This is a genomic window from Nostoc sp. T09, from assembly GCF_002154695.1.
Classification (GTDB): domain Bacteria; phylum Cyanobacteriota; class Cyanobacteriia; order Cyanobacteriales; family Nostocaceae; genus Aulosira.
The window spans coordinates 71,538-96,326 of the sequence record NZ_MTAV01000210.1 but is presented as its reverse complement, the minus strand read 5'-3'; the positions used below and the strand labels follow the sequence as shown (position 1 = coordinate 96,326).

Genomic DNA, 24,789 nt, shown 5'->3' with positions numbered 1-24,789 from the left:
CGTTAAGCGTTGCTATAACGCACCCTACGATTTAAGCTTTACTTTATAAATAACCTCTAACCTGCGGGACAAGGACTGAAATAATATATCTAATTGCTATTTTCTAAGTTTGTGTATATTTAGTTACTAAAAAACTAAATATACCGAACGTTATAAGCAAGTTAAAATCTATATAGTTTCCTAGCAATTGAAAGTCAGGATAAGGCAAATATAAAAATATTCTTTAGTTTTGCTTATAATATCTAAAGTACTGTTACAGATTCAATCTAGGTTTCTTAGCCTCAATGACTGTTTCATTAGTAAATTTTTTCAACTACAAGCAAGCAAAACGGAAGTGAATGCTGAATTAATACGCTTGTTGTTATTTACTAAAGAGAATAAATCTTATATGTATGCCCAGGAGAAGAAATGTATTTAACACATTCATTCATGAGTGATGAAAAGAAGTACAACTCTCAAAAGCCTTTAATTTTGGCGGTAGAAGATCATGATGATAATTTGGTGTTGATTAGTTATGCTCTAGATTCCTTTGGCTGTAGATTCATTTGTCAAACAGACAGTACCAATACGGTAGTAGTCGCAAAAGAATACCAGCCAGACTTGATTTTATTAGATATTTTGTTGCCAAGTCTTAGCGGTATCGAGGTGGTACGTTATTTAAAGCAAGAACCAATCACTTGCGAAATTCCCGTAGTTGCTGTCACAGCTTTAGCGAGCAAAGAGGATAAAGAACGCATTCTAATGGCTGGTTTTGATGCCTATCTAAGTAAACCTTATATGATTGAGGAATTAGAAACCATAATCCGTCGTTTACTCTGTGGTAAGCGTAACTCTCAATCAGCTTTTGAGTTATGTAGAGAGTAATTCTCTATTTAAAATAGGCAAGGGAAATTAAGTGAATTTGTTATGCTTTGTGGTCTAATTTAACCACAGAATTAACTAGTTATTTTCCCAACATATTATTAAACATTTCGCAATTTTTATTATATAAATAAAATATTTTGGATTTTAGAGACGTTGAATATAGTATCTCTACCGATTTAATCAGCTGTTAAAAATTTAATTTGCATATTATTTTTCAACAAGAATAGCATATAGTAAGCAATGCATACCATGTGCTACGTTTATGTCAAAAAATTTCATAGGTATTCTATAGAAAATTTATTGATTTTAAGTAGCCCTAGATAATCAGGACTTTATTCTAAATTTTAAATTACTTAGGCAGTATTTTTCGGTAATCGTACTTTGAATATACTGCCTTTACCGACTACAGAGGTGAGTTCAATATTTCCACCATGTGCTTCTACAATTCGGCGCGATAAATGCAGCCCCAAACCGCTACCTGAGCGTTTATTTCTGCCTTGGCGAAATCGCTCAAAAATCGTTTCTTGATCTTCAGGAGCAATGCCATACCCTGTGTCTTCAATCTCAATAGTGAGATAACTTTGTCCTGCCTCGGCTAATTGTTCCGAAAAGCGAATTTCTATGCTGCCTGTATCTGTAAACTTAATAGCGTTGCCCACTAAATTGTTCAAAACTCTTCGTAATTCCAAGCTATCACCCATAACTACACCAGATGTTTCTCGTATTGGATCTAACTCATGGGTGTCTACTTTTAAAGTTAAATTTTTCTCCATAGCTAGAGGAGTAAGTTCGCTAACTACTTCTTGAGCTGTCTCTATCAGATTGCTACTCTCCCAGTTTAAGGTCTTTTTACCAGCCTCGAAGCGAGAGACTTCTAAGAGAGTATTCACCATTTGCGTCAAATTTTGATTACTGCGAATCATGACGCTAACTGCCTGTTTCATTTCCGGCGAAATTTTACAGAAGGTGTCTTCCAGAAACAAATTGAGCATCCGATCGGCAGCTACTAGGGGAGTTCGCAAATCATGAGTGAGGCGAGAAACAAAGTCTTCTCTTTGACGCGCCATCTTTCTTTGCTCGTCAAGACTATGCTTCAAGCGCAACAGCGATCGCACTCTTGCTAATAGTTCGTCAGTATCAAATGGTTTACGGATAAAGTCGTCAGCACCAGCATCCAGTCCTTCAACAACGCTAGATTCATGAAAGGCAGTGATCAACAGAATTGGAATATAGCTTTTTTTGTCCGGGTTATTGCGAATGCGACGTGTGACTTCATAACCATCAATCCCCGGCATCATCACATCTAATAAAATTAGATCGGGTGGAGATTGTTCAATTTTTTGCAAAGCGGCTATTCCATCTGCTACTAAGTCAATCTTATAGCCCTCACTTTCCAAAATTGTTTGCACCAAAATAAGATTGTCTACAGTATCATCAACGACAAGAATACGATCAATCTGAGAATTTTCTACAACAGACATGATTTATAACAAGTTAACTTTTTACAATTAATTTTAATTTTATAATTTTCAATTAGGAGAAGTCATCGATACTTTATTAGATTGAGAATGAGATGAATGCTGGTTCTGGTTGGGTTGAAAATCAGATGGGTGGGGATTTTGAGCCGAGCAAATAATATAATCACTATCAAATTTTAATACTGTACCATCAACTGCTATATTAGATACTGTTATTTGACGTGGCAATTCAATTCTAAACATTGAACCAACGCCCAATTGACTTTTGAGAATGATTTTACCGCCCATCATTCTGACTAAAGAATCTACAATCGCCAAACCCAAACCTGTACCAGGATATTTCCGAGTAATACTTTGATCGACTTGCCGAAAAGCTTCAAAAATTATTTTGAAGTCCCGAGAAGCTATGCCAATACCCGTATCCCGCACGGTAATTGCTACTTGATTTTGGGGTATTTCAGTCACCTCAACCCAAATATTACCAGACTCTGTAAATTTAATAGCATTAGAAAGTAAGTTAACTAAAATTTGTTGTACACGACTTGAGTCATTAAAAACTAGAGGATTTTGTAAATTTATATCAACTACCAAGGATAGCTTTTTTGCTTCAGCTAGGGAACGGATTTCAGCAACGGTAACTTCAATTATCTTTGGTAAATCAAATAATTCTGGCTTTAACTCGAAACGTCCTGCTTCCAACTTAGAAAAATCTAGCACTTCATTTAATAGCATCAGCAAATGTTTACCATTGTTGAGGATACGTTCTACCATATCGGTTTGCTGATGGGTAAGCTGACCAAATTTAGGACGTAGCAAAATCTGAGAAAAGCCAATTATGGCATTCATCGGAGTTCGTAACTCATGGGATATAGTTGCTAAAAACTGCGATTTTAGCCGTGATGCCTCTAATAATCTGAGATTTTGGAGGTGAATTTGTTGCCTTTGTCTTTCTAGTTCTTGGTTCTTACGAGTTAGTTGCTCATTAGTTTCTTTTAGCTGTTGGTGTGCCAAAGCTGCTTGCATTTCAGCTTGATGCACCCGCATCGCATTCCGCAAAACCTGTGTCAGTGTTTCTGAAGATACCCTGGCTTTGGATAAATAGTCTGTAGCACCAGCTTTGATCAGCTCGACAGCGATTTTTTCATCTCCTTGAGCAGTGAGCACTACTATAGGAACTTTAATTTCCAAAGAGCGTAACTTTTGGATCAAGGTCAAGCCATCTTGGTCTGGTAAGCGATAGTCGAGAAAAATACAGTCATAGGTAGTATTTCTGAGGGTAGAGATCGCATCATTGCAGACGCCTACTTCTGACAGTTCTATTGGTACACCTGCTTTAGTCAGGGCCCGACGCACTGTCATGCGGTCTACTTCATCGTCGTCTACAACCAAAATTCTCAGCGTCTCTTCCATCGGCTTTTATTTTCGCTGTCAAATACAGGCTGATGTTTAGCATTAATGTTTTCAAACTTTTAAACTAAATAATTTTAGATTTAAGATTGAATAATGCTCACTATAATTATTCATCATCAGGGCTACTGTTAATTCCCAACCTCCTATCAAAAAACCGAGTGTCTATTACCTCGGTATTGGTTGACTCAGACATTTCGCACAGAATCCAATACCTGTTGAGAGTTGCCATCATTTCTACAAACTTTGAGAAAGTGACAGGCTTGAGGATCTAGCCAACAACACTTAAGTTGTAAGCTTCTACTCGGTCTTGCTCTTGGTTTGAGGTCGTCATTACGACCACAGGAGTTGTTCTTAATATCGGGTTAGAACGTAATTTTTGAAAAAATTCGCTCCCGCCCATTTTCGGCATATTTAAATCCAGTAAAACCAAGCGCTGTTTTAGAGGAATATCTGGAGGTTGAGCACTATTGCCACGAAGCATATTGAGCGCTTCTACTCCATTACGTGTCCAATAAACTGGGTTGGTAAGATTAACATTTCATGAATATCAACAAGGCATTCATGACATCAACTTCATCGTCCTCCACTAGTAGTGTGTTAATCACTATTTCCGACATTTTCCCGATGCAAACTTATACTGTTTTATACGCAATTGGGTTAACTTACTTGTATATAGGCATTAACTACCTAATACAGCAGAGCCTGCGTATTCAGAGCTAGAGATTATCGAAAATCCCTATCCAAAATCAATTCACCAAAGCTCTGTCATCATTAGCAATTAACAAAACTGGCGGTTATTGACCCTCCAAAGCAGACGTAGCCGATACAGAGTAAAATAAAATACTTGCATCAAGCTTCAACACCAATTCTAAATGAGCAGATGAGATCCTGTCCTCAGTCATTGGTGTGAGTTGCACACTAACATTATGTACCATAAGCTTGAGCCACTTTACTCATCAGTTTGCTTGGGCCAGCTAAAGCAGAAAGTGCTATTTTGATTAATATAGGGATTCCTAAAATAATTACACCTCCTTGTGTTTGACAATTTTCTTGACAATCGCCAAATCAATTCTGGTGCTTTTTTTGCGATCGCGAGATTGAGTCTAGAGTTTGGAACGTATCAGTTCCTCAGCTTACTGTTGCAAGAACAATTTAGCGTTTTTTATGTGGCGATTTGCGGCTGATAGCTGAGTTGCTGATGCGGCTGAGGTTATTTGGTTTTAGTCAGATCTCGACCTTTGAAGACTAATAGCACAATCCGCTGACTGCGATTTTTAATCGGGCGGATGGTGAAATCAAGGGTCGCTATTGTATTACCTGCACCCAGGATATCAACTTGATTAGCTACCAATTCTCCACTAGCAGCAGTAGCGATCGCTTCTCGTATTTTAGTTGGGGTTGCTTTGGAAATTTTCCACCAACTAGCTTCCCATAACGGCAGACCTACCACATCGTTGCTAGTGAGACCACCAAAATCTAACGCTGTCTGATTGATGTCAATTAGAACACCATCTAGCTCCATTAAGGCAATGAATTCAAAAGTTTGATTAAATATAGCTCTTACGGGTCGCTCAATTTCTTCTATGACAGCTTGAGTTTGTTTAAAATTTTCCATTTATTTTAGAGTTTTGATATGAGAAATATAGTATAGCGTTACTATATGATTAATGAACTTACTTGTAGAGGTAGGCAATAGGGAAAAAGCGTGGTATTGCTTAATTTTCAAGAGTAGGTCATTTTTTCCCGAATCAAACTAGATTACTAGACTAAATCCTTATGAGTTATCACTCACTGGCTAAAGACGAAAGCATCGGACTAGGAGAATTTTGTCTCAATCTTTCAATTTTTATCGTAAACTATCTATACATCTGCGGCTAGATTTTTACATCTATCTAGTACCAAAAATAGCAAATTTATTATTTCTATCGGTGGATGCAGTCTAGTGTAAATATCATCTATCTTTGGTTTGGGAAAAACAAATAAATACCTTACATAAGTTAGTATTTGCCAAGCTGGAGTCGAAAAACGTGAGCGTTGCAATGAGTGAAATTAGCATTATTTTAATAGAAGATCACGATCTCACCCGTATGGGGCTACGAGCTGCACTCCAGTCTCAAAGTGGGCTGAAAGTCATAGGTGAAGCAGCAAATGCCACCCAAGGATTAAAACTTTTAGAAACCGCGAAGCCAGATGTAGCTGTTGTTGATATTGGCTTGCCAGATATGGATGGTATTGAACTTACCCGCAAATTTAAACGCCAGCAAGCCGAAACCGGACAGGCAACCAAGATTCTCATCCTGACAATGGATCATACAGAGGATGCAGTACTGGCTGCTTTTGCGGCTGGGGCAGACTCTTATTACATGAAAGAAACCAGCATCAGTAGATTGACTGAGGCGATCCAAGCGACTTATACTGGTAACTCTTGGATCGATCCGGCGATCGCTAACGTAGTATTGCGGAAGATGCGGCAAGGTTTGCCTGGGGAAGCTCCTACAAGTGATAAGCCAAAGACTGTGAAAATAGAGGCCTTGGCATCAGAGTACGAGCAAGTTTTAGAAACCTATCCACTAACTCAACGCGAATTAGAAATTCTAGAATTGATTGTCGCTGGGTGTAGCAATGGTCAAATTGCCGAGAAACTCTACATTACAGTTGGTACAGTTAAAACCCACGTTCGTAACATCCTCAATAAACTCTGCGCTGATGACCGTACCCAAGCGGCGGTTCGTGCTTTACGTTCTGGTTTAGTTGGGTAATATCAATTTGGAATTCGGGATGAACAGTCTTGACCAACTTGGTATCAATTTGCAGACTGCGAAAAATGAAGCTAACAAGTTTAGCAGCTCATTTTTCTATGAAAGAGATTTTTCTATTAATAAAAAAAATCCCACTGCTAACAGCAGTGGGAGTAGTAAAGCTATATTTACCCCAGTTGCGACTGCAAACAGTCAGCAATGCGTTGTGCTGCACCTGGTTTACCCATCCGCAGTAGACCGTTGTCTGCAATTAACTGCAAGGTGTCAGGATTATTGAACAAGGATTGCACTACTTTGGCAACTTTGCCTGGTTGGTCTACTAAAATCAAGGATGGGCCTAAAAGACGACTTTGAGCTTCAGCAAAAGCAGGATTATATTGAGGACCAGAACCAGGAATAGCGATCGCAGGCTTTCCTAAACCTACAAATTGTTCTGTTGCTGTTCCTGCCATTGCGATCGCAAAATCCGCCAAATGTAAGCAGTCGTTATAGGCATTTTGAGTCAGAACTAAATACGCATTTTTTTGCTTAAATGTCAATATATTTTCATCGGGAAGTTTAACAGGAGACTCTGAGTGGGGTCGCCAGCCTTGGGTTGTGAGAGTTTGGGATAAAATGTTACAGTCCAAACCAGGAGCGATCGCCCCCAGAAACACCACCGTGCCAGAAGTGTGGAAAACTGAATCTCGCTCCCGAAAACTGGTGAGTAATGCAGACACCGCAACCATGATAACTTCCCAGTTATTGTAAGCCTCGGGCGCACGGGAACCAGGAAGCAGAGTCACAACCAGAGGACGAGTGATTTCTTGCTGTTGCACATCCGCAGTATAAAACCGTGCGGTGGGAAACGACGGTTCCAAGCCATCCATCATCGGATTACCCAAATCAAAAGCTGGAACTTGCAACTTTTGTAATATTTCTGCCGTCAGTGAATCTCTAGGGAACACCGCCCGACAACGGCGACGGCTCATCAACCACCGTTCCCAAGGATGATAAATCGAACCAGAAAAATTTTCCCACTTTGCACCTTTAGTTTTGCGTGGTAACAACCCAATTTCATCGCGTACATAATATTCTGATTTCGCTGTTCCTATAAAAGCATAGTTAGCACCACTAAAAGTTGCAAATAATAGCGGTACTATATCTCCTACAGCTAGGATAGCCCTCTTATTACCTAATTTCTTTTGATTACTAACCCAACGACGTACAGCTTTAATTTGGCTTAAAGTCAGTTGCAACAAACCACCACGTACATCTTTTACCAATTGGCGTCCATCCATATAAATAAAACCACCAGAAGGCATAGTACGCACTGAACCAATCACAGGAATATCTAGATTTTGGTAAGCGCGTCCTTCACCCACCAGCGGTAAAGCAAAAATATCTGGGGGGTTTGATTGTTGCAATAATTCTTGCAAAATCCGGACTGCAATTATATCCTCACCATGCCCATTACTTAAAACGAGTAATTGCAACCGAGAAGCCAGAGATTGCTGGTGGGAAACTACAGATAACCGGGATACATCACTCATATATAGCTATCCTATTGGATTCGTGAACTTATAAAAAGAGGTAGGAAACAGAGAAGAAAGAAGGTTTAGGAGATAGGTAGATGTTTTGAATATCAAACCACAGATGCACACAGATAAACACCGATATTTATCTGTCTTGAAAAGTTCTGAGCGGAGGCTGACTTCGCTCAGACTTTTCGCTGTGTGCATCTGTGTTTATCTGTAGTTCCTTTTTCTTTGATGCAGATTTTTCCAAAAAGTCTATTATCTTCAAAATCTAAAGGAGATTGCTGCAAGAAACAAAAAATCATAATTAAATGTCTGTGTAGATAAAGAGGTAGGAATGGGGATAAGATTCGCTTAAGCAGCTGGAAGTTAGTATTATCCCCGTTGACGAACCTCGCTACAAATAATTACCAGTTAATTAGGCTATATAGGCTAAATATTATGCGAGTTTCTTCTGCTGCAATTTTTACTTTAGCGACATTGGCGGCTAATAATGCCGCTCAGCAAGCAATGGCTGCACCTACCACAAATGCCATTCAACCTGAAAAAGCAAGTAAATTGGTAGTTCCGGTAATTGAAGACTCGCCAGCACGCTTAGAAGCAGTTTCAGCGCCGGAAACCGTAATTTCTCAACAATTTTCGCAAAGTCCTGTGGTTGTGCAAAGAGGTGTTAATAACAATTCTTCAGTAGTGTTAACGCCAAAGAAGGAAGCAGGGGAGCAGGGGAACAGAGGGGACAAGGAGGGCAAGGGAGACAAGAAGAATTTACAAGTTGTACTTCCTACTGCGCGGTTAATCCCACAATCCTCTTCTTCTGCTTCTGTTTCTCTGAAAAAGGGAACACAGGGGAATTCTAAAGTTACGCTCCCTAAAACTCAAGCTCCTGCTACTCCTCCAGCTACTCCTGCTACTACCGACAATAATTTAGTTCTCACAGCTACAGATGTGCAAATATTGGGAGCAAGTGACGAATTACAGCAGATAATTCGGAAGGTAATTAAAACCCAAAAAGGGGGGAATACCAGTCAAAGCCAGTTACAAACAGATGTGGCAGCAATTTTGGATACAGGTTTATTTACCAGTGCCAATGTCAATAGCCACATTACTTCTTCTGGGTTGAATGTAGTGTATCAAGTACAACCAGTAGTAGTGCGATCGCTGCAACTTTCTGGTGCTAAGGTGCTTACCTATCAAGTGGCGCAAGCACAGTTCCAATCTCAAATCGGCACTGTTATCAGTCCCTCAGCGCTCCAGCAAGCAGTACAACAAATTAATAAGTGGTATACCGATAATGGTTATAACCTGGCTAGGGTGCTATCAATTAAACCCAGCCGCGAAGGAATTCTCACCATCAATGTAGCGGAAGGCTTAGTAGGCGATATCAAGTTTCGCTTTATCAACGACGATGGCAAAACCGTCGATAGCAAAGGTAATCCTGTGGCGGGACGTACTAAACCAGATTTTATCCGCCAACAACTCAAGCTCAAGCCTGGTGAAGTATTTCAAGAAAATACTGTCCGCCAAGATGTTCAACAGCTATATCGCACTGGCTTATTTGAGACTGTAAATGTGGCTTTGGAAGGAGATGCGACAAAGGTAAATTTAGTCTACGAACTCAAAGAAACTGGGGCCCGGGCTGTGAACGTGGGTGGTAGTTATAATGCCGACCAAGGTGTTTTAGGCACGTTAAACTATCAAGATCAGAATGTTGGGGGTGTTAACAATACTTTAGGTTTGAATGTGGGAGTAGGCTTGCGTGACTTCCAGTTTGATACCAAATTTAACAGTCCCTATCGGCAAACAAACCCCGATCGCCTTGGATATACTATCAATGCCTTTCGCCGCCGGGAACTGTCGCTAACATTTGATGACGAAATTCCCCTAGCAAATGGGGATAGAGCCAGAGAAGGTAGGATTGGCGGTAGTGTTAGCTTTCAAAGACCAATAGACGATTGGGATACATCCTTAGGATTTAATTACAATCGCATCAGTATTCGCGATCGCCAAGGTAATGTTACACCAACTGACGCTCAAGGAAATGCTCTAAGTGCGAGTGGTACTGGTATTGATGACCTAACTACAGTATCTTTTACCGCCAGCCAAGACCGACGGAATAACCCCATCAATCCTACTCAAGGTTCGCTTCTCAGGCTAAGTACAGAACAATCAGTTCCTATTGGTCAAGGGAATATTTCCATGAATCGCTTACAAGCGAATTTTAGCCAATATGTGCCAGTACAGTTATTTAGCAGCAAACAACCACAAGTATTTGCGCTAAATGTCCAAGCTGGTACAGTGCTGGGGAATTTGCCACCTTATGAAGCCTTTAACTTGGGTGGTTCTAATTCTGTGCGCGGTTACAATACTGGGGAAGTTGGCAATGGTCGCAGTTATGTTTTGGCTTCAGCAGAATACCGCTTTCCTATAGTGTCAGTGGTAGGAGGTGTACTCTTTGCTGACTATGCTTCAGATTTAGGTTCTGGTAGTACTGTCTTAGGAGATCCAGCAGGCGCGCGGGGTAAACCAGGTAACGGTTTTGGTTATGGCGCAGGAGTACGCTTCGACTCTCCCATAGGCTTAATCCGGGCTGACTATGGTATTAACGATCAAGGCGAAAGCCGAGTGCATTTCGGCATCGGTCAGCGTTTTTAGAAAAAGTTTGAAGGATAAAGGATGAAGTATGAAGTCAGGATTAGCTCCTTAACACTTCATACTTCATCATTTCATTTGTCAATGTATTATTAAAAAGACAAAACTGTTGCGATAATAGGGAGGTTTTTCCCACTGAGGGGGGAAGCGATTTCTTCGGAAAAGCCTTAAAACTCAGGACTCAGTACTTATCTGCTCACTCAGGACTCAGGACTCAGGACTCAAAAATCTTTATGTTAGCAGGTACAACTTTGCAGGGTGGAAAATATACCCTAAATCAAGAAATCGGGCGCGGTGGCTTTGGTATTACCTTCAAAGCTACGCATCACTACTTAGGTCAGGAAGTAGTGATAAAAACCATTAATGAACGACTGCGACAACATCCTGATTTTGCCAAGTTCGAGCGTCAATTCCAAGATGAGGCCAGACGATTAGCTACTTGTGTCCACCCAAATATTGTGCGGGTAAGCGACTTTTTTGTCGAAGCAGCGCTGCCTTACATGGTGATGGAGTATATTCCCGGCGATACCTTGGGAGATGCATTTGTCTTACCAGGGATACCGTTACCAGAAGCAACCGCAATTCATTACATCCGGCAAATTGCAGCAGCGTTGCAAGTAGTACATAACAACGGTTTGCTGCATCGGGATGTCAAACCAGATAATATCATCCTTCGCCAAGGAACTCAGGAAGTTGTACTGATTGATTTTGGGATCGCCCGAGAATTTAATGGCGGTGTAAGACAAACACACACAGGTATAGTTTCTGAGGGCTATTCGCCCATTGAACAGTATTTAACACAAGCGCCACGCACACCCGCCACAGATGTTTATGGCTTGGCAGCTACATTATATGCATTGTTGACAGCCCAAGTTCCCCTGCCAGCACTACTGCGCGATCGCGAACAAATGCCAACTCCTCGCGAACTACAACCCCACCTCAGTGCTGCTGTCAATCAAGCAGTCATGCGTGGGATGGCGGTAGAGTCTCGGTTTCGTCCGTCGACAGTTACCGAGTGGCTGAAGCTGTTACCAGGTGATGGGGTAAATGTAGTACCGCAATCTGTACCAACTCACACAGTAGCAACTATCAATTTATCGGTCGCAGAACAGGAAAATTCTCTCAAGAGAACTGCCAAAAATCAAATTGATGCATCATCAGCGCTCAAGAATGTGCGATCGCTTGCGCAAAAACTAGCGGCATCTAAGGTATTTCTTGGCATTAGTGTTGCTGTAGTTGCTGCTACAGCAGGTTTTGGCATCACAAGTATGCTCCCAAAATCTCCACCGCAACCCTCAAAACCGCTGTTTGCCCAACCCACAACAGAGCCAACCACGGAAACACCTGTTGTTAATACTACACCTTCAGATACAAATAAAGATAGTCAAGCTACTTCGGGAACTGAAACTGCACCCGTTTCTACTTCTTCAAGGCGCAAGCGCAATCGCCGTGTTTATCAAGAAGAATCTTCCAGCCGCAATAGAGATTCTCAAGAAGAATCATCGTCACGTCAAAACCCTGAACAACCCTCACCTGCACCTAGCGCTTCTCCTTCATCATCTCTAGTGGAAAAATTACGAGCAATTAGGTCATCTCGTAATGCCACTCCTTCACCAGCACCAGAAAATAACTCATCTTCTACTCCTAAAAATTCTGCCCCACCAAAATCAGAGAAACAGTCAAACCCTGTAGTAATACCAGCAGCACCAGTAGAAACTAAAGGAGCAGCTCCTCCTGCTGTAGTAGTACCAACCCAAGATGTAAAACAAAATTCAGGTACAGAGAATCAACCCCAGAAAGGTGAGAAGTTACCAGACAAACCACCAGAAGAGAATAATTAGCTAATTGCATATCATTAGCGCAAACTAACACTTCTAACCTGATAAACGTTCTGTGTTTTGAAAATATTAGGTTCTAATTTAATAAGCTACCCCGATAACTTTGGCAAGTTGAGGTCGGGGTAGGTATAAATAAGATACTTTGTTAGTTTCTAAATGATTTGAAGATTACAATATATTGCACCATTATTTATTCTGGCATTAATGCAATGAAGCACTAGACTTCTGATTCAGAAGAATAAGTGAAATAAATGTCAAAGCTATGTAGTAAGTATGTCAGACATAATATTAACTGTTATCGAGCGCTTTTCCACTACTACTTTGTGTTTTCAAACTCTCCCTAATCCCCAATCCCTAGTCCCCCTAACTCCTGCCGTAAACGATAGACAATTGTGTTTGGTTCAACTTGGGAGAGAATTTCTTGAATGACAGTGCTAGCACCTAATTGACCCCAAGTGCAGCCTTTTTTGAGGTAAACCTGTGCCGCTTTACCTACTGCGTAGGCTCCATAACCGGCGATTCCAGCTTGGGCGATCGCACTTCCAAAAGAGGCAGTAATATTGATCGGATTATCACCACTAGCTAGTGCTACACTACTTTTACCTAAACCTAATAAAAAACTACTACCTAATTCACTCAGCAATAAGCCCCCGGAACTCAACAAAATCGTTTTTAAGATTTTCCCGGCTTCATAGCTGGTGATAGGTAAACCGTATAACCGAGCCAAAGAACGAATTAACAATAAATCGGCAATAGTTCCACCCAAAATATCTAACAAAGCTATGGGATTTAACCCTACTACTAAAGCTTTATATTTGGTAAATTGCCAAATGATATCTTCGGCTTCTTGTTCGCGTAAGTCAAGAGTTTTTTGGGCGATCGCGGCTTCTGCTTCTCGTGCTTGAATGAGTGCATTTAACGCCAACAGCGATCGCCCTTCACGATTGAGAATATTCAGAATTGTCTGTTGCAGTTCCTCTACTTGGATCGGTGGAGTCTCCCATTCATAACTCACACGACCATCAGGCCACTCAACCCGCACTTCCATTGGTGCTGGTTCCGCCGCTACCATGACAATTTCATCGGGTAGTAAAGGCTGGGCTTGAGGATGTCCTGCTCCCAATTGTTGTAAATTCTGGTATATAGCTGCTCGGTCTGTATCTGGGTAGAGGTCGATTTTGTTAAATACTAAAATTAGCGGCTTTTGTGACTGGCGTAATTCCAGTAGTGCTTGATACTCTGTGCGTGTGATATCACCAGATACGACAAATAAAATTAAATCAGCCTGCTGCGCTACCTCCCGCGCCATTTGTGCTCTTGATTCACCCTCAATTTCATCTAATCCTGGGGTATCAATTAATTCTACTTGTACTTTACCACCTGGTTGCCAGCGCACAGAACGGGGCCATTGAGTCACACCATTTAAAGGGCCTGTTTGGAGAATTTTATCCCCCAGTAAAGCATTCAACACCGCCGATTTACCCCGACTCACCAAACCAAAAGCAGCAATTTTAATGACATTCGAGTCTAGCTTGTTGAGTGTGGTGCTCAAAGCCTCCAATTCTGGCTTTACAAAACCCGCCAATTCTGGGTTAGATGACAGATGTCCTGACTTGCGAAGATATCCATACCAAGACAACGCTTGTCGGAGACTAGCACGAGCACGGTTTAAATGAGTTTCTTGCAGATTGCGCACTGGGTTGGCTTCAGTCAAGGTGAGATTGAGAACAAATTACATCTCTATTTTGCGCTAAATTCTCATGACAGCGTGTGGCTTACGCATTTGGAATTATGCCAATTTCCTGGTACTCAGTCTACGTACTACAACAGATGCGATCGCCGTTAGCAGTCAGGTTACTCAGTTTTATTTAATGACAACGGGCAACTGATAAACCTGATAATTATGTTGGTTTCCACCTATTAGTTATCTTGCCTTTATTTTTGCAAGCCGATGAACAACAAGCTAAAACCAGACTGGGCTGGGGAAGATACACTCTCCAAGTTCGTCAATCTTCTAATCCAGACTAAACCCATCTATAAATTGATGAAACACCAAGCCAGGCAAGTGCTCATCAAAACTGCTGAGAAAAACGGCGTTCCCTGGCGCAAAAACTATGAGGCACTTAAATCATCAGGAGTAACACAGCAGTTGGTGCAGGTGACTAACCCCGATGTTGTTTATCCTGACTACTACAAAGTACCTTTCCACGCCTACACTGAAGGCAACCTTTGCTGGGATGCGGCTTTTGAAACGGAATCAGCTACCTATTCAATGGCGTTACGGGTTTGGCCGCAAGAAAACCTGACTTGGGAAGTTGCCCATGCACGGTTGAGGGGCAGCTTTCATCAAGTTCTCGCCACCTACGGGCCGCCGGAAGTACGTGATATCCTAGATATGGGTTGCTCAGTGGGTGTATCTACCCTAGCACTACACCGATATTACCAACAAAAGCAGAGTCATCCTGTACGCACAGTTGGTCTTGATTTATCACCATATATGCTCACCGTCGCTCGCGATCGCGATGTAAACAGTGAGATATCGCAGTGGATTCACGCCCAAGCCGAAGATACAAAACTACCAGATAACTCCTTCGATTTGGTAACACTCCAGTTTGTCACCCATGAACTTCCAAGCTACGCCAGTAAAGCAATTTTCGCAGAAGCTTTGCGATTACTGCGACCTGGTGGAGCGATCGCACTGGTAGATAATAACCCCAAATCCCAGGTGATCCAAAACCTGCCACCAGTTCTATTTACATTGATGAAAAGCACCGAACCCTGGAGCGATGACTACTACACTTTTGATATTGAAGCAACATTGCAGGCTGTAGGTTTTGCTCAACCAGTTACCGTGGCTAGCGATCCGCGCCATCGTACTATTGTGGCTAGAAAGCCTGAATGAGAAGGCAGTCCTAATGACATAAGTTTCATGCCTAAGCATGAAAAGGACAAAAGGACAAGGAGAATAACTCTTAACTCAGCACTTTCAAGCTAGATGATCCCGAGAAAATCTTACCCCTTCTGCCTCCTGCCATCTGCCCTCTGCCTTATTTTCAAGACAGCGATCGCTAAGCGCATCTTTTTCTGTAACTTTGCATAATCTTGAGACTATGGGGTGATAGATATCTGTAATACGACCTCCTAGAGTTGATACCTCCCCTGCCTACCAGGGGTTTTTTGCTCTTATCCAGCAAAGGCTTCACCAGAAAAGTAATGCAACCATGAAGCTTAACAAAACAAGATTCTCCACCGAGCAACATCGAATCAAGCGCTCAACATTGATATTTTTATTTCTATCTTTTGCCACTGGTGCTTTACTAATCGCTTGGCAAAAAGGCATTCAATGGGCAATGATTTCTGCTGCCGTCTCATGCTTGATTCTCCTACCTTTCGCTGGGCTTTCACTAGCATATATTTTTGACACGTTGTCCTCAGAATCTGGAAATACATCCACTTCTGCCAGTTCAGGCGGCAGCATTTTCGATTTGATTATGCTGGTATTCTGACTTGAAAATACTTTGTGCTGAAATTAAGCAGAAAAAATGTCTGTACAGACTGTGATTGACAATCCGAACTCAAGTAAAGACAGGTTATTTCAATCAGGCGAGCGTTGGCGACGCAGTTTGTAGCTCAGTCAGTAAAACTTCATATCCTAGTTTTTGCAAACGTTTAACTAAACGTTTTTTTGTCGCCTCTGGCTTTTGTTTATCGAAATGATCACCTCCTAAATCTTGATAAGTCTCCTGACGCAAAATTAAGTAGTAGGCGATTTTTAAAATCGAATGTGCAACAGCGATAATCGCTCTTTTCTTACCGCGTCTGGCGGCAATACGACGATACTGAACCGCAAGATAACCCTTGGTTCGTGTGGCAGCATGAGCCGCCTGCACAAGTCCAACCCTGAGGTTGTTATTACCCTTGCGAATCTTTGAGGAAAGTCGTTTACCCGCACTCTCGCAATTACCTGGAGCAACACCAGCCCAAGCGGCCAAATGTTCAGCAGTGGGAAATCGGCTCATATCCGTACCAATTTCGCCCACAATTAATTCTGCGGTGGGACGGGCAACACCGGGAATGGTATCAAGCAACTCCACTGCTTGTTCAAAAGGGGAACAATACTCCTTGATTTGTTGATTAAATCGCTCAATTGTCTCATCAATGGCATCAATGTTGCAAAGTAATTCTGCCAAAATAAAACGTTGATGCGGTCGCACTTTTCCATCCAGGGCTTGTATGAGTGGCTCGCGTTTATCCTTTAAACGCTTGGATGCCAGTTCAGCCATTAACTGTGGGTTAGTTTCTCCCTTGACAATCGCATCCAGTATCATTCTTGCTGATACTCCCATGACATCTGATACCACCGCCGCTAGTTTGATATTAGCCCCTTCTAATACCTTTTGGACTCGATTGACTAACGTTGCTCGCTCACGAATAAAGTTTGTCCGATGGCGAATCAAGTCACGCAAATCCCTTTGCTCTATCGGTGGAATAAAACTTGCTCGTAACAGTCCGTGCATCAGTAATTCTCCAATCCATTGAGCATCCTTGGTATCTGTTTTGCGTCCAGGTACATTTTTGATGTGGTGAGCATTCACCAGTAATACTTCAAAATTTGCTTCCAAGATATTAAATATTGGTCGCCAATATTCTCCCGTACTCTCCATTGCTACATGGGTACACTCCCTCGCTGTTAGCCAATCTGACAATTGCAGTAAATCGCTGGTCATTGTTCCAAATGTTTGAATTTCTTTGTGACAACCACCACTCGGCTTAGGTGTGATTGCACAAGCCACTACTGTCTTTTTATGGACATCCAGACCTGCACAACGGGAGTACACTACTTCCATAACTACCTCACCCTCTCTTGCAGACAAGGCACAGTGCCCGTTGATACCCATGAGTCATAATCTGACTTACGTGCTTTCCTCTTTACAGGGCGCAACAGTTACTGGTTCTTGCGGGTATCTGGTTCTGGCTACTTAACAGGCTTTTACGCACCAAGAACGAACGAACTCTGTGGAACACCATGCTCCTTTTATTATCCCTTTTTCATGCGTTCTGGTGTACGCACTTCATGACGGCTACTTAGTGTTATTTTTGATTGGTTACATAACAGCTTTTCGGGCCATGTTTACCAGTGAGTACAATTGGCACAAAGCTGGAATATATTTTCTGTCAATAATATTTGGTACAGTCTTGGGTACAAGCTTGGGCGTTGTTTTCAATATGCATTAGATCTATCAATACCTTCGCTGAAATCCTAGTTAATGTGCAATTTAAATAGGTAACAGCTTAACCTACAAACTAGCAACTTGATAACCTAACCAGAGCCCAAGCACTTCTATAAAAACTAAGATAATAAAACAATAAAGTGGCACAAGTTGTCGCAAGATATCTGATAGGTAATTTGTTTGAAAAACACTAAAAATCCAACGTCGAAAAATGGCATCGAGACCTTCAACAGTTTTATGCCAAGGTAAAGCGATCGCAGTCCAAAGCGAACCTACAATCAGACTCAGGAAAAAGCTATCTACTAATAAATCATCTACAAATGTCCACTCCCCAAGGGCTGCGGTGTTGAGTAATAGGGATAATCCAATTGCCAAAATCCACAGCATCCACCCCCATGCCCAGACACTTGTAGCTATCGTTAGCAAGGCACCTGTAAGAAGATACATAACAAATAATCCAGCTACTGCTAGCCAAGGAAAACGGGCATTGGCAACAGCTCGCTTTTCGTTTTCCAACTGTTGTTCATTCCACTTCCTCAATTCATCTAGACCGCCTTGCCAACCTCGTGCTAACCATTTCCAAGAAGCAGAGGAATGTTTATGAGGTGGTTTTTTGCCGTGATTCATGATGCTTTCCTTGTGGCTGCGGTTCAGCCATAGCCAATGCGAGAGAAAATACTTGTCTACTGTGGAGTATTATTCCCAAATTTTGATTTGTGAACCGCTGTCAGGTGCAAATAGGAAATTTAAGTGAAAGCGATCGCTCTGCCAAAGATTCAATTTCAAGTCTCGACGTTCACACCAAACAATAAACCGCCTTGGTTCATTCTTCTAAAGCGGTTTGCCTAGTATATTTGCTTCTTCTATAAGGTGGATCTAAGAATACCATTGCAGACCTACTTATTATTATGCCTTACACCAAACTCTATGACTATGTGGAAAACTGTACATAATAGGTAGTAGTTAGGAGTTTCTGTAAATTTTTGAGGAATAGGTACTGATGTGCTTAGCCTAGCCCGTCGTAGCGGCGACTTCCACCGCTCTGTTAGTGCAGCGTAAAGCCTACGGCATAGCTACCCTGCGAGAGGCTGCGCCAACGCTTAGAGCGACGCAGGAGCGTCACTTTTCAAGACAGCCATTCACGCCAGGTTTTGGCACAACCAAGCATGAAAATTCTTACCCCTTCCTTCTGCCCTCTGTCTCCTGCCCTCTGCCTTATTTTCAAGACAGACATTGCTAGTTTTCATTTCCATAATCTGAGCTTGGCTTTACCTTATAAGAAATCATAGAAATACCAGATTTTTTCAAAACCGATAATAATTTTGCGTAATTAACCTGAATCATAGTGATTAATAATTACAGATGCAACAGACAAGTAAAAATCAAAGCTACTTGCAGAGAGCTATTTATAAGTAGCTATAAATTAATTTTCTAATGTCAGCATCATTTCAGCTAAACGTTCTGTGAATTTTGGATAATTGCTAGCGCAGTTTCATTAGCATTTTATTCATTACTTACAGGATAAGACTTTCGCGACTAAACTCCAATATCTTCATCATTTAATTACAAGATAAACTAATTATGAAATATTTCAATATTCCTGCTGAAATTACAGAAGAACAAATAGCAGCACACGTCATTGCTCCAGATCATGTACAAAATATAGAAATAGAAGAGATCAATGAATCTATAGAAGAAAGATATCAAACTCAACTTCTCGATAGACAATTTAGTCAACCTCCTAAGTTGAATGTAGATGCCTTTGGCAAGGCTATGCATAATACTTTAAAAGACTCTGTAACTGGCTATATGCTGCAACTTCACCAAAACGGCAACCTCATTTATAACTAGTTAAAGCAATAGGGGTTCTAGCTACATCCAGATACTAGAACCCTTTGTCTATATTTAGTTAGTTTTAGTTAATTTTGGAAGAAACTTATGTGAAATTGGGCGATCGCATCTCTACATTCTTACTCAACAACTTCACGAAGGCGGTCGCATTGGAATACTCCAACACTGCGCTGTTCGCACAATCGCGGCGGCTGCATAGTTGCGTTGCGCAGCACGATTAGGCGCAAATGCTGTGCCTGTCTCATTTAAAGGAGATGCGGCGCGACAGGCGGCAGACATATTGCGGATTGTATCCCGTGCCCAATGTTTTTGAGTATCGCTAAAATCGATTGGTTTGTCCCCCTCAAACTGATCTCGACCATTCCAACCTCGCAGTTCAACGATGTAGCGATAAGCTGCATCCAAAACCACCACGAGTTCCGCACGGGTAACCGCTTGCGTCGGGCGAAATTTGCCATCTGCATAGCCGCGAAATATTCCCAAGTCCCGCACATACTTTATTTTGGCAGCACTCCAGCGCGTCTTGTCCACATCAGGAAAGGGATTTTGAGTTACTTGTGTAGGTATTGTTGGCAGTTTGGGTGGTGGCGGTTCGTCAAAAGGTAAATTATCTTTTTTCAGCGGTGCTTGCTTTAAGGATTCCACTACCATCGACACCATCTGTTCTCGTGTTAGACTGGCTTGCGGACGAAAGGTGTTATCCTCAAATCCACTCATAATTTTGTAAGTAACGGCTTGCCCAATTTCGGTTGCATAGCGATCGCCTTTAATATCTGTAACACTGGGGGTGGGTGTAGGGGTTGGAGTTTGAGCGCTAGCACCTAAGGTTGTCAGGCTTGCAAGCAACGTTGTTAAGAGTAAAAACTTAACTAATTTGCTGGGTTGCAAGTTCACGATTGGCGTGACTTGATTTACCATAATGCTGAATTGTAATGTTCAAAGTGGATTTTGAGTGTTTTTTCGTCAGTTTGCAAGCATTTATCCCAATTTTTGCAGAGCAATTAGTAGGTGTCTCAGAGCATAACTATGCAATTCATCAAAGCCTTTCTATGCCAAGAGTCTAGCTGTTCGATGAGAAGATAACAATCTGTTGAATTGTGTCAATAGAAGTCATTGGCGTGAGATTCTAGATAAAGTCTACACGTTAAATGGAGGTTAAACAGAATGGCACAGAATGGGAAGCCAACAGTTATCATCACGGGTGCTTCTTCGGGAGTTGGTTTATACACTGCCAAAGCAATGGCGAACAAGGGATGGCACGTGGTGATGGCCTGTCGCGATTTAGCGAAAGCGGAAACAGCTGCCCAATCTGTAGGAATACCCAAGGACAGCTACACTATCATCCATATCGATCTAGGCTCCTTGGACAGTGTTCGACAGTTTGTGAATAACTTTAGAGCCAGCGGCAAAACCCTAGACGCTTTGCTATGCAATGCGGCAATTTATATGCCTTTAATCAAAGAGCCGTTGCGCAGTCCAGAAGGTTACGAGTTGACTATGACTACTAATCATCTTGGTCATTTCCTGCTGTGCAACCTCCTGCTTGAGGATCTGAAGAAGTCATCCTATAGCGATCGCCGCCTTGTCATTTTAGGAACTGTGACGCACAACCCAGACGAACTGGGTGGGAAGATTCCGCCACGTCCTGACTTAGGAAATCTCGAAGGCTTTGCAGCAGGATTTAAAGAGCCAATCTCGATGATTGACGGTAAGAAATTTGAACCTGTTAAAGCGTATAAAGATAGCAAAGTCTGCAATGTATTGACTATGCGGGAACTGCATCGGCGCTATCACGATACTACTGGTATTGTCTTCAGTTCTCTATATCCAGGTTGTGTGGCAGAAACTCCACTATTCCGTAACCACTATCCTCTGTTCCAGAAAATCTTCCCCTTATTCCAGAAGTACATCACTGGCGGATACGTATCTCAGGAATTGTCTGGTGAACGAGTTGCGTCGGTAATTGCCGATACGGAGTACAAGCAGTCTGGTGCTTATTGGAGTTGGGGAAATCGTCAGAAGAAAGATGGTAAATCCTTTGTTCAAAGAGTATCTCCTCAAGCTCGTGATGATGAAAAAGCCGAACGCCTGTGGGATTTGAGCGCAAAGTTGGTTGGACTTGCGTAATCAAGAGTGTCTATTACCATGCCGATCGCGGGTTTTCAATCCTGCGATCGCTGTTTTCAGAGATTAGGCGATCGCTGAGATATAATCCTAGTAAAAACATCCTGTTAGCAGTAGTGAATGCTGCCATCAGCAGAAAGTGGACATTCATGGCACTACCAATCAGGCAAAACAGCAAGACCTTTTCTTAGTATGCGGACTCCAAAGTTTAGGACAACATTGTATTGCCGTCCTCAAGGAGTACGATGTTAAAGTCAACGCCATTGACGATGTACAGCCCAAACATTGGGAAGTCCCAGAAGTACCAAGCTTACTAGAAAGGTTAATTATAGGAGACTGCCGCCAGCCAAGTGTTTTAGAGCAGGCAGGTATACGCCAGTGTCGTTCCATACTTTTAGTTACAAGAAACGAACGGATGAATATAGAAGCTGCATTTGCAGCAAGGCGTCTTAATCCGCAAGTTCGCCTGATAGTACGTTCTGACAAACAAAATTTCAACAAACTTTTGTACGAAAATCTCGGCAATTTTGTTGCCTTTGAGCCTACTCATCTCTCGGCTCAAGCTTTCGCTCTAACTGCCCTCGATTCTGAAGCGATTGGATATTTTACTTTAGAAGGGCAACTGTTACAAGTGATCGAGCATCAGGTACAACCAAAGGATAGCTGGTGTATTGCCAAGCCAGTACATAGACTTAATCTTACAACTCGTCGCATATTGAGTCACACACCTGTTTCATCTAACCCACTTTTAGAATTGTTTGAGTGGAACCCAGAGGCAGAAGTGCAGGTGGGAGACACATTAGTTTATATTGATGTTGCATACGAGCTGGCTTTATCTGAGCAAGACACAAAGAAGTATCACCGTCAAAAGTGGCAGTGGCAACAGCTTATCCACAGCATCACACCAAAGAATGTCTTACAAAAAATAGTGCGATTTTGGCAATCTTATTACCAAAGCCAAAATCAAATTCGGCGAATTGCGACAATTTATGCAATTACCGTACTCGTCCTTTGGTTGGTGGGAATAGTTCTTTATCGCTTGTATTATCCTCAAATCACCCTCCAAGAAGCTTTCTATGCGACAGCAATTTTGCTTTTGGGCGGATATGGAGATTTATTTGGCGGTGTTGAGTTTGCATCACAAGCACAACTCTCAGACCATATGCCGTGGTGGTTGCGTTTGTTTAGCTTGGGACTGACGTTGACAGGTCAAGCTTTCGTAGGAGTTTTGTATGCGCTGCTAACTGACGCTCTTGTTACTTCAAGATTCCACTTTTTCAACTCTCATCCTCCCACCCCTCAACGCAACCATGTGGTACTCATTGGCTTAAATCAGCTAGGGCAGAGAGTGGCTGCTATTTTGCAAGATCTCAACCAACCGTTAGTGGGAATTCATCCTACCAATCTCGACCAACAGGCTTTAGCAGATATGCCCCTGATTGTTGGTAATGCTATTGAAGCGCTTCCTCAAGCGAATCTCTCCCATGCCAAAAGCATCGTTTTAGTTGGCGACGATAACATGGAAAATCTGGAAATTGGTCTGATGGCTCATGCAATGAACCCCGCCAGCCGCTTAATTATCCGTTCTCAAGATCGGCATTTTAGTGACAATATCGCCCCTCTGTTTCCTTATGCTCAAGTTCTATGTGGTGCGGCTTTGTCAGCAGAAGTCTTTGCTTGTGCTGCTTTTGGAGAAAACGTTCTGAGCTTGTTTCGCTTGAGCGATCAAATAGTCATGGTGACGGAATACAACATCGAAGAGGGCGATACTCTCAACGGGTTGCTGCTATCGGAAATAGCTCATGGCTACAGTGTTGTACCGATTCTCTACCAAAAATATCGCCAAGACAATTACTCATTAATGCTCTGGAATGATGTCAAGCTTGAGACTGGCGATCGCTTAATTGTTTTAGCCACAAGCCGTGGTTTACAGCGAATTGAATGGGGTGAAATGTTGCCTCGCCTTTGGCAGGTGCAGATTGAAAAAGTTTTAACTAAAAATGCTCTTGCTGATGGCGCAGAGGAAATAGCCTTGATTACGGGATGTAATTGCACTACTGCTAGGCAATGGATGAATAATCTACCTGGAGTGTTGCCAACACCACTATATAAATATCAAGCTCAGTCTCTGGTGCGCGAGCTAAGAAAAGTACAAGTTTTGGCGAGTTTAATCTTCATCGATCAAGCACCAAATAGCTAATATCAATTTTGGATTGTGATAGCGCTTCTGTTTCGGGTCACCCAATCGGGTGAAAATAAAATAGTAATCAGGAAATTGCAAGTCCTCTACTGTAAATAAGTTGTGCAAACCAATGGGGTAACCCAATTTCTTGTTTATATTTTTTTGATAAAAATGAAAAAAATTGCCGTTATATCTTTGTTTACTAGTTTTCTCATAGCTCAGTCTGCTCAAGCTACAGCACTACCCAAAGTAGGCGAATTCAAATTCGATCAGATCAGTGGACATGGCTGTGGAATGACTTTATGGAAGCCGAGTAGCACAAATAAAAATCGCTTCCTTCTGTTCAATGGTTTGACAAATAACTCAATGGAGATGATGGTAAACGGTAAAATTACCAAATTTAATCGTGTTAAAGCTAACGGCCAGGCTTTCTATGGACAAAAGACATTTCAGACTTTTCGGAGTCGAGATGGCAAAATTACAGTTGACGTTGCAGTAAAACTTGGTGCTAAGGGCGAAATTGAGACTGTTGCCATCAAACAAGGCACTATTACTGTGAAACAGAATGGTCAAAAGGTCAAAATTCCTGTGGTTGGGGATGCAGGATGTTAACACAAAACCTGAGTCTTATTTGTCTGACTCAGCAGTTTGCTTGTTGAAATAGCGATCGCGGGCTTCAAATGCGGCGATCGCAGTATGCAAAGTAAGATAAATGTGCTCATAACCAATCTTTTGCAGATGCCATCGCCGGGGATAAGCAAAAAAATAAAGTATCTTTGTTTAACGAGTCTAAAATATTACTTCTTTTTAATCTAAATTTTTCAGCACTTCTGTCAACAGTACTGAAAAGTTTTGCCATAAAAAAACGTCCCCCATCTCTGGAGGA

The 24,789-nt window shown here is 41.9% G+C and carries 20 protein-coding genes and 1 pseudogene; 11 read left to right on the top strand and 10 right to left on the bottom strand.

The window, feature by feature from the left end; all coding sequences use genetic code 11:
* Positions 1–408: 408 nt before the first annotated feature.
* On the top strand, positions 409–864 hold the full coding sequence (locus BV372_RS31945; protein WP_086691103.1) for a response regulator: 456 nt from the start codon (positions 409–411) through the stop codon (positions 862–864).
* 353 nt (positions 865–1,217) lie between these two features.
* On the opposite strand, the gene BV372_RS31940 is transcribed toward BV372_RS31945, so the two are convergent.
* From BV372_RS31940 to BV372_RS31925, 4 genes and pseudogenes are all read right to left on the bottom strand, one after another.
* A complete protein-coding gene (locus BV372_RS31940) occupies positions 1,218–2,345 on the bottom strand; it encodes a hybrid sensor histidine kinase/response regulator (RefSeq protein WP_086691101.1) in 1,128 nt (375 codons plus the stop codon).
* 48 nt (positions 2,346–2,393) lie between these two features.
* Complete coding sequence (locus tag BV372_RS31935) at positions 2,394–3,752, bottom strand: hybrid sensor histidine kinase/response regulator (RefSeq protein ID WP_086691099.1); 1,359 nt, start codon at positions 3,750–3,752, stop codon at positions 2,394–2,396.
* A gap of 190 nt (positions 3,753–3,942) precedes the next feature.
* Positions 3,943–4,369, bottom strand: a pseudogene (locus BV372_RS31930) (response regulator); the annotation flags it as partial.
* A 593-nt stretch (positions 4,370–4,962) separates the two neighbouring features.
* Positions 4,963–5,367 (bottom strand): PAS domain-containing protein, encoded by a 405-nt coding sequence (locus BV372_RS31925; RefSeq protein ID WP_086691097.1) that lies wholly within the window; start codon positions 5,365–5,367, stop codon positions 4,963–4,965.
* Between the two features lie 424 nt (positions 5,368–5,791).
* On the opposite strand from BV372_RS31925, the gene BV372_RS31920 reads away from it, so the two are divergent.
* Entirely contained in the window at positions 5,792–6,511 is a 720-nt protein-coding gene (locus BV372_RS31920) for a response regulator transcription factor (protein WP_086691095.1), read from the top strand.
* 167 nt (positions 6,512–6,678) lie between these two features.
* Here BV372_RS31920 and BV372_RS31915 read toward each other — a convergent pair whose 3' ends face one another.
* On the bottom strand, positions 6,679–8,043 hold the full coding sequence (locus tag BV372_RS31915; RefSeq protein WP_086691093.1) for a lipid-A-disaccharide synthase-related protein: 1,365 nt from the start codon (positions 8,041–8,043) through the stop codon (positions 6,679–6,681).
* Positions 8,044–8,469: 426 nt separating this feature from the next.
* Here BV372_RS31915 and BV372_RS31910 point away from each other — a divergent pair, with 426 nt between their 5' ends.
* Positions 8,470–10,680, top strand: coding sequence for an outer membrane protein assembly factor (locus BV372_RS31910; RefSeq protein WP_143845422.1), 2,211 nt, complete (start codon positions 8,470–8,472; stop codon positions 10,678–10,680).
* A 230-nt stretch (positions 10,681–10,910) separates the two neighbouring features.
* Positions 10,911–12,518 (top strand): serine/threonine-protein kinase, encoded by a 1,608-nt coding sequence (locus BV372_RS31905; protein ID WP_086691091.1) that lies wholly within the window; start codon positions 10,911–10,913, stop codon positions 12,516–12,518.
* A 337-nt stretch (positions 12,519–12,855) separates the two neighbouring features.
* Here BV372_RS31905 and BV372_RS31900 read toward each other — a convergent pair whose 3' ends face one another.
* Positions 12,856–14,211 (bottom strand): GTP-binding protein, encoded by a 1,356-nt coding sequence (locus tag BV372_RS31900; protein WP_086691113.1) that lies wholly within the window; start codon positions 14,209–14,211, stop codon positions 12,856–12,858.
* Between the two features lie 64 nt (positions 14,212–14,275).
* On the opposite strand from BV372_RS31900, the gene BV372_RS38040 reads away from it, so the two are divergent.
* From BV372_RS38040 to BV372_RS35670, 3 genes are all read left to right on the top strand, one after another.
* Positions 14,276–14,404: a hypothetical protein gene (locus BV372_RS38040; RefSeq protein WP_256973580.1), complete on the top strand. Its 129-nt coding sequence runs from the start codon at positions 14,276–14,278 to the stop codon at positions 14,402–14,404.
* 62 nt (positions 14,405–14,466) lie between these two features.
* Entirely contained in the window at positions 14,467–15,417 is a 951-nt protein-coding gene (locus tag BV372_RS31895) for a class I SAM-dependent methyltransferase (protein ID WP_086691089.1), read from the top strand.
* 319 nt (positions 15,418–15,736) lie between these two features.
* Complete coding sequence (locus BV372_RS35670; protein WP_143845420.1) at positions 15,737–16,021, top strand: hypothetical protein; 285 nt, start codon at positions 15,737–15,739, stop codon at positions 16,019–16,021.
* A 93-nt stretch (positions 16,022–16,114) separates the two neighbouring features.
* Here BV372_RS35670 and BV372_RS31890 read toward each other — a convergent pair whose 3' ends face one another.
* Both BV372_RS31890 and BV372_RS31885 read right to left on the bottom strand, forming a co-directional pair.
* Entirely contained in the window at positions 16,115–17,389 is a 1,275-nt protein-coding gene (locus BV372_RS31890) for an IS110 family transposase (RefSeq protein ID WP_256973579.1), read from the bottom strand.
* Between the two features lie 423 nt (positions 17,390–17,812).
* Entirely contained in the window at positions 17,813–18,373 is a 561-nt protein-coding gene (locus BV372_RS31885) for a hypothetical protein (RefSeq protein ID WP_086691087.1), read from the bottom strand.
* Positions 18,374–19,327: 954 nt separating this feature from the next.
* Between BV372_RS31885 and BV372_RS31880 the strand changes: the two genes are divergently transcribed.
* Positions 19,328–19,597 carry a hypothetical protein gene (locus BV372_RS31880; RefSeq protein WP_086691085.1) on the top strand — a complete coding sequence of 90 codons (270 nt, stop codon included), beginning with the start codon at positions 19,328–19,330 and terminating at the stop codon, positions 19,595–19,597.
* 132 nt (positions 19,598–19,729) lie between these two features.
* Here BV372_RS31880 and BV372_RS31875 read toward each other — a convergent pair whose 3' ends face one another.
* Entirely contained in the window at positions 19,730–20,515 is a 786-nt protein-coding gene (locus tag BV372_RS31875) for an S-layer homology domain-containing protein (RefSeq protein WP_086691083.1), read from the bottom strand.
* A gap of 246 nt (positions 20,516–20,761) precedes the next feature.
* On the opposite strand from BV372_RS31875, the gene BV372_RS31870 reads away from it, so the two are divergent.
* A complete protein-coding gene (locus BV372_RS31870; protein ID WP_086691081.1) occupies positions 20,762–21,724 on the top strand; it encodes a protochlorophyllide reductase in 963 nt (320 codons plus the stop codon).
* A gap of 13 nt (positions 21,725–21,737) precedes the next feature.
* On the opposite strand, the gene BV372_RS38035 is transcribed toward BV372_RS31870, so the two are convergent.
* Positions 21,738–21,872 carry a hypothetical protein gene (locus BV372_RS38035; RefSeq protein WP_256973578.1) on the bottom strand — a complete coding sequence of 45 codons (135 nt, stop codon included), beginning with the start codon at positions 21,870–21,872 and terminating at the stop codon, positions 21,738–21,740.
* Here BV372_RS38035 and BV372_RS31865 point away from each other — a divergent pair.
* Together BV372_RS31865 and BV372_RS31860 are read left to right on the top strand one after the other, a co-directional pair.
* Positions 21,861–23,921 carry a TrkA family potassium uptake protein gene (locus BV372_RS31865; RefSeq protein ID WP_086691079.1) on the top strand — a complete coding sequence of 687 codons (2,061 nt, stop codon included), beginning with the start codon at positions 21,861–21,863 and terminating at the stop codon, positions 23,919–23,921. The genes BV372_RS38035 and BV372_RS31865 overlap by 12 nt on opposite strands.
* A 153-nt stretch (positions 23,922–24,074) precedes the next feature.
* Positions 24,075–24,515, top strand: coding sequence for a hypothetical protein (locus BV372_RS31860; protein WP_143845418.1), 441 nt, complete (start codon positions 24,075–24,077; stop codon positions 24,513–24,515).
* The last annotated feature ends 274 nt before the right edge of the window (positions 24,516–24,789 follow it).

Bases quoted from the DNA above. Each gene is read 5' to 3' on its own strand.
- BV372_RS35670 (WP_143845420.1), top strand. From the start codon at position 15,737: ATGAAGCTTAACAAAACAAGATTCTCCACCGAGCAACATCGAATCAAG.
- BV372_RS31925 (WP_086691097.1), bottom strand. From the start codon at position 5,367: ATGGAAAATTTTAAACAAACTCAAGCTGTCATAGAAGAAATTGAGCGA.
- BV372_RS31920 (WP_086691095.1), top strand. From the start codon at position 5,792: ATGAGTGAAATTAGCATTATTTTAATAGAAGATCACGATCTCACCCGT.
- BV372_RS31895 (WP_086691089.1), top strand. From the start codon at position 14,467: ATGAACAACAAGCTAAAACCAGACTGGGCTGGGGAAGATACACTCTCC.
- BV372_RS31875 (WP_086691083.1), bottom strand. From the start codon at position 20,515: ATGGTAAATCAAGTCACGCCAATCGTGAACTTGCAACCCAGCAAATTA.
- BV372_RS31945 (WP_086691103.1), top strand. From the start codon at position 409: ATGTATTTAACACATTCATTCATGAGTGATGAAAAGAAGTACAACTCT.
- BV372_RS31935 (WP_086691099.1), bottom strand. From the start codon at position 3,752: ATGGAAGAGACGCTGAGAATTTTGGTTGTAGACGACGATGAAGTAGAC.
- BV372_RS31860 (WP_143845418.1), top strand. From the start codon at position 24,075: ATGAAAAAAATTGCCGTTATATCTTTGTTTACTAGTTTTCTCATAGCT.
- BV372_RS31910 (WP_143845422.1), top strand. From the start codon at position 8,470: ATGCGAGTTTCTTCTGCTGCAATTTTTACTTTAGCGACATTGGCGGCT.
- BV372_RS31915 (WP_086691093.1), bottom strand. From the start codon at position 8,043: ATGAGTGATGTATCCCGGTTATCTGTAGTTTCCCACCAGCAATCTCTG.
- BV372_RS31940 (WP_086691101.1), bottom strand. From the start codon at position 2,345: ATGTCTGTTGTAGAAAATTCTCAGATTGATCGTATTCTTGTCGTTGAT.
- BV372_RS38040 (WP_256973580.1), top strand. From the start codon at position 14,276: ATGACAGCGTGTGGCTTACGCATTTGGAATTATGCCAATTTCCTGGTA.
- BV372_RS31870 (WP_086691081.1), top strand. From the start codon at position 20,762: ATGGCACAGAATGGGAAGCCAACAGTTATCATCACGGGTGCTTCTTCG.
- BV372_RS31905 (WP_086691091.1), top strand. From the start codon at position 10,911: ATGTTAGCAGGTACAACTTTGCAGGGTGGAAAATATACCCTAAATCAA.
- BV372_RS38035 (WP_256973578.1), bottom strand. From the start codon at position 21,872: ATGAATGTCCACTTTCTGCTGATGGCAGCATTCACTACTGCTAACAGG.
- BV372_RS31885 (WP_086691087.1), bottom strand. From the start codon at position 18,373: ATGAATCACGGCAAAAAACCACCTCATAAACATTCCTCTGCTTCTTGG.
- BV372_RS31880 (WP_086691085.1), top strand. From the start codon at position 19,328: ATGAAATATTTCAATATTCCTGCTGAAATTACAGAAGAACAAATAGCA.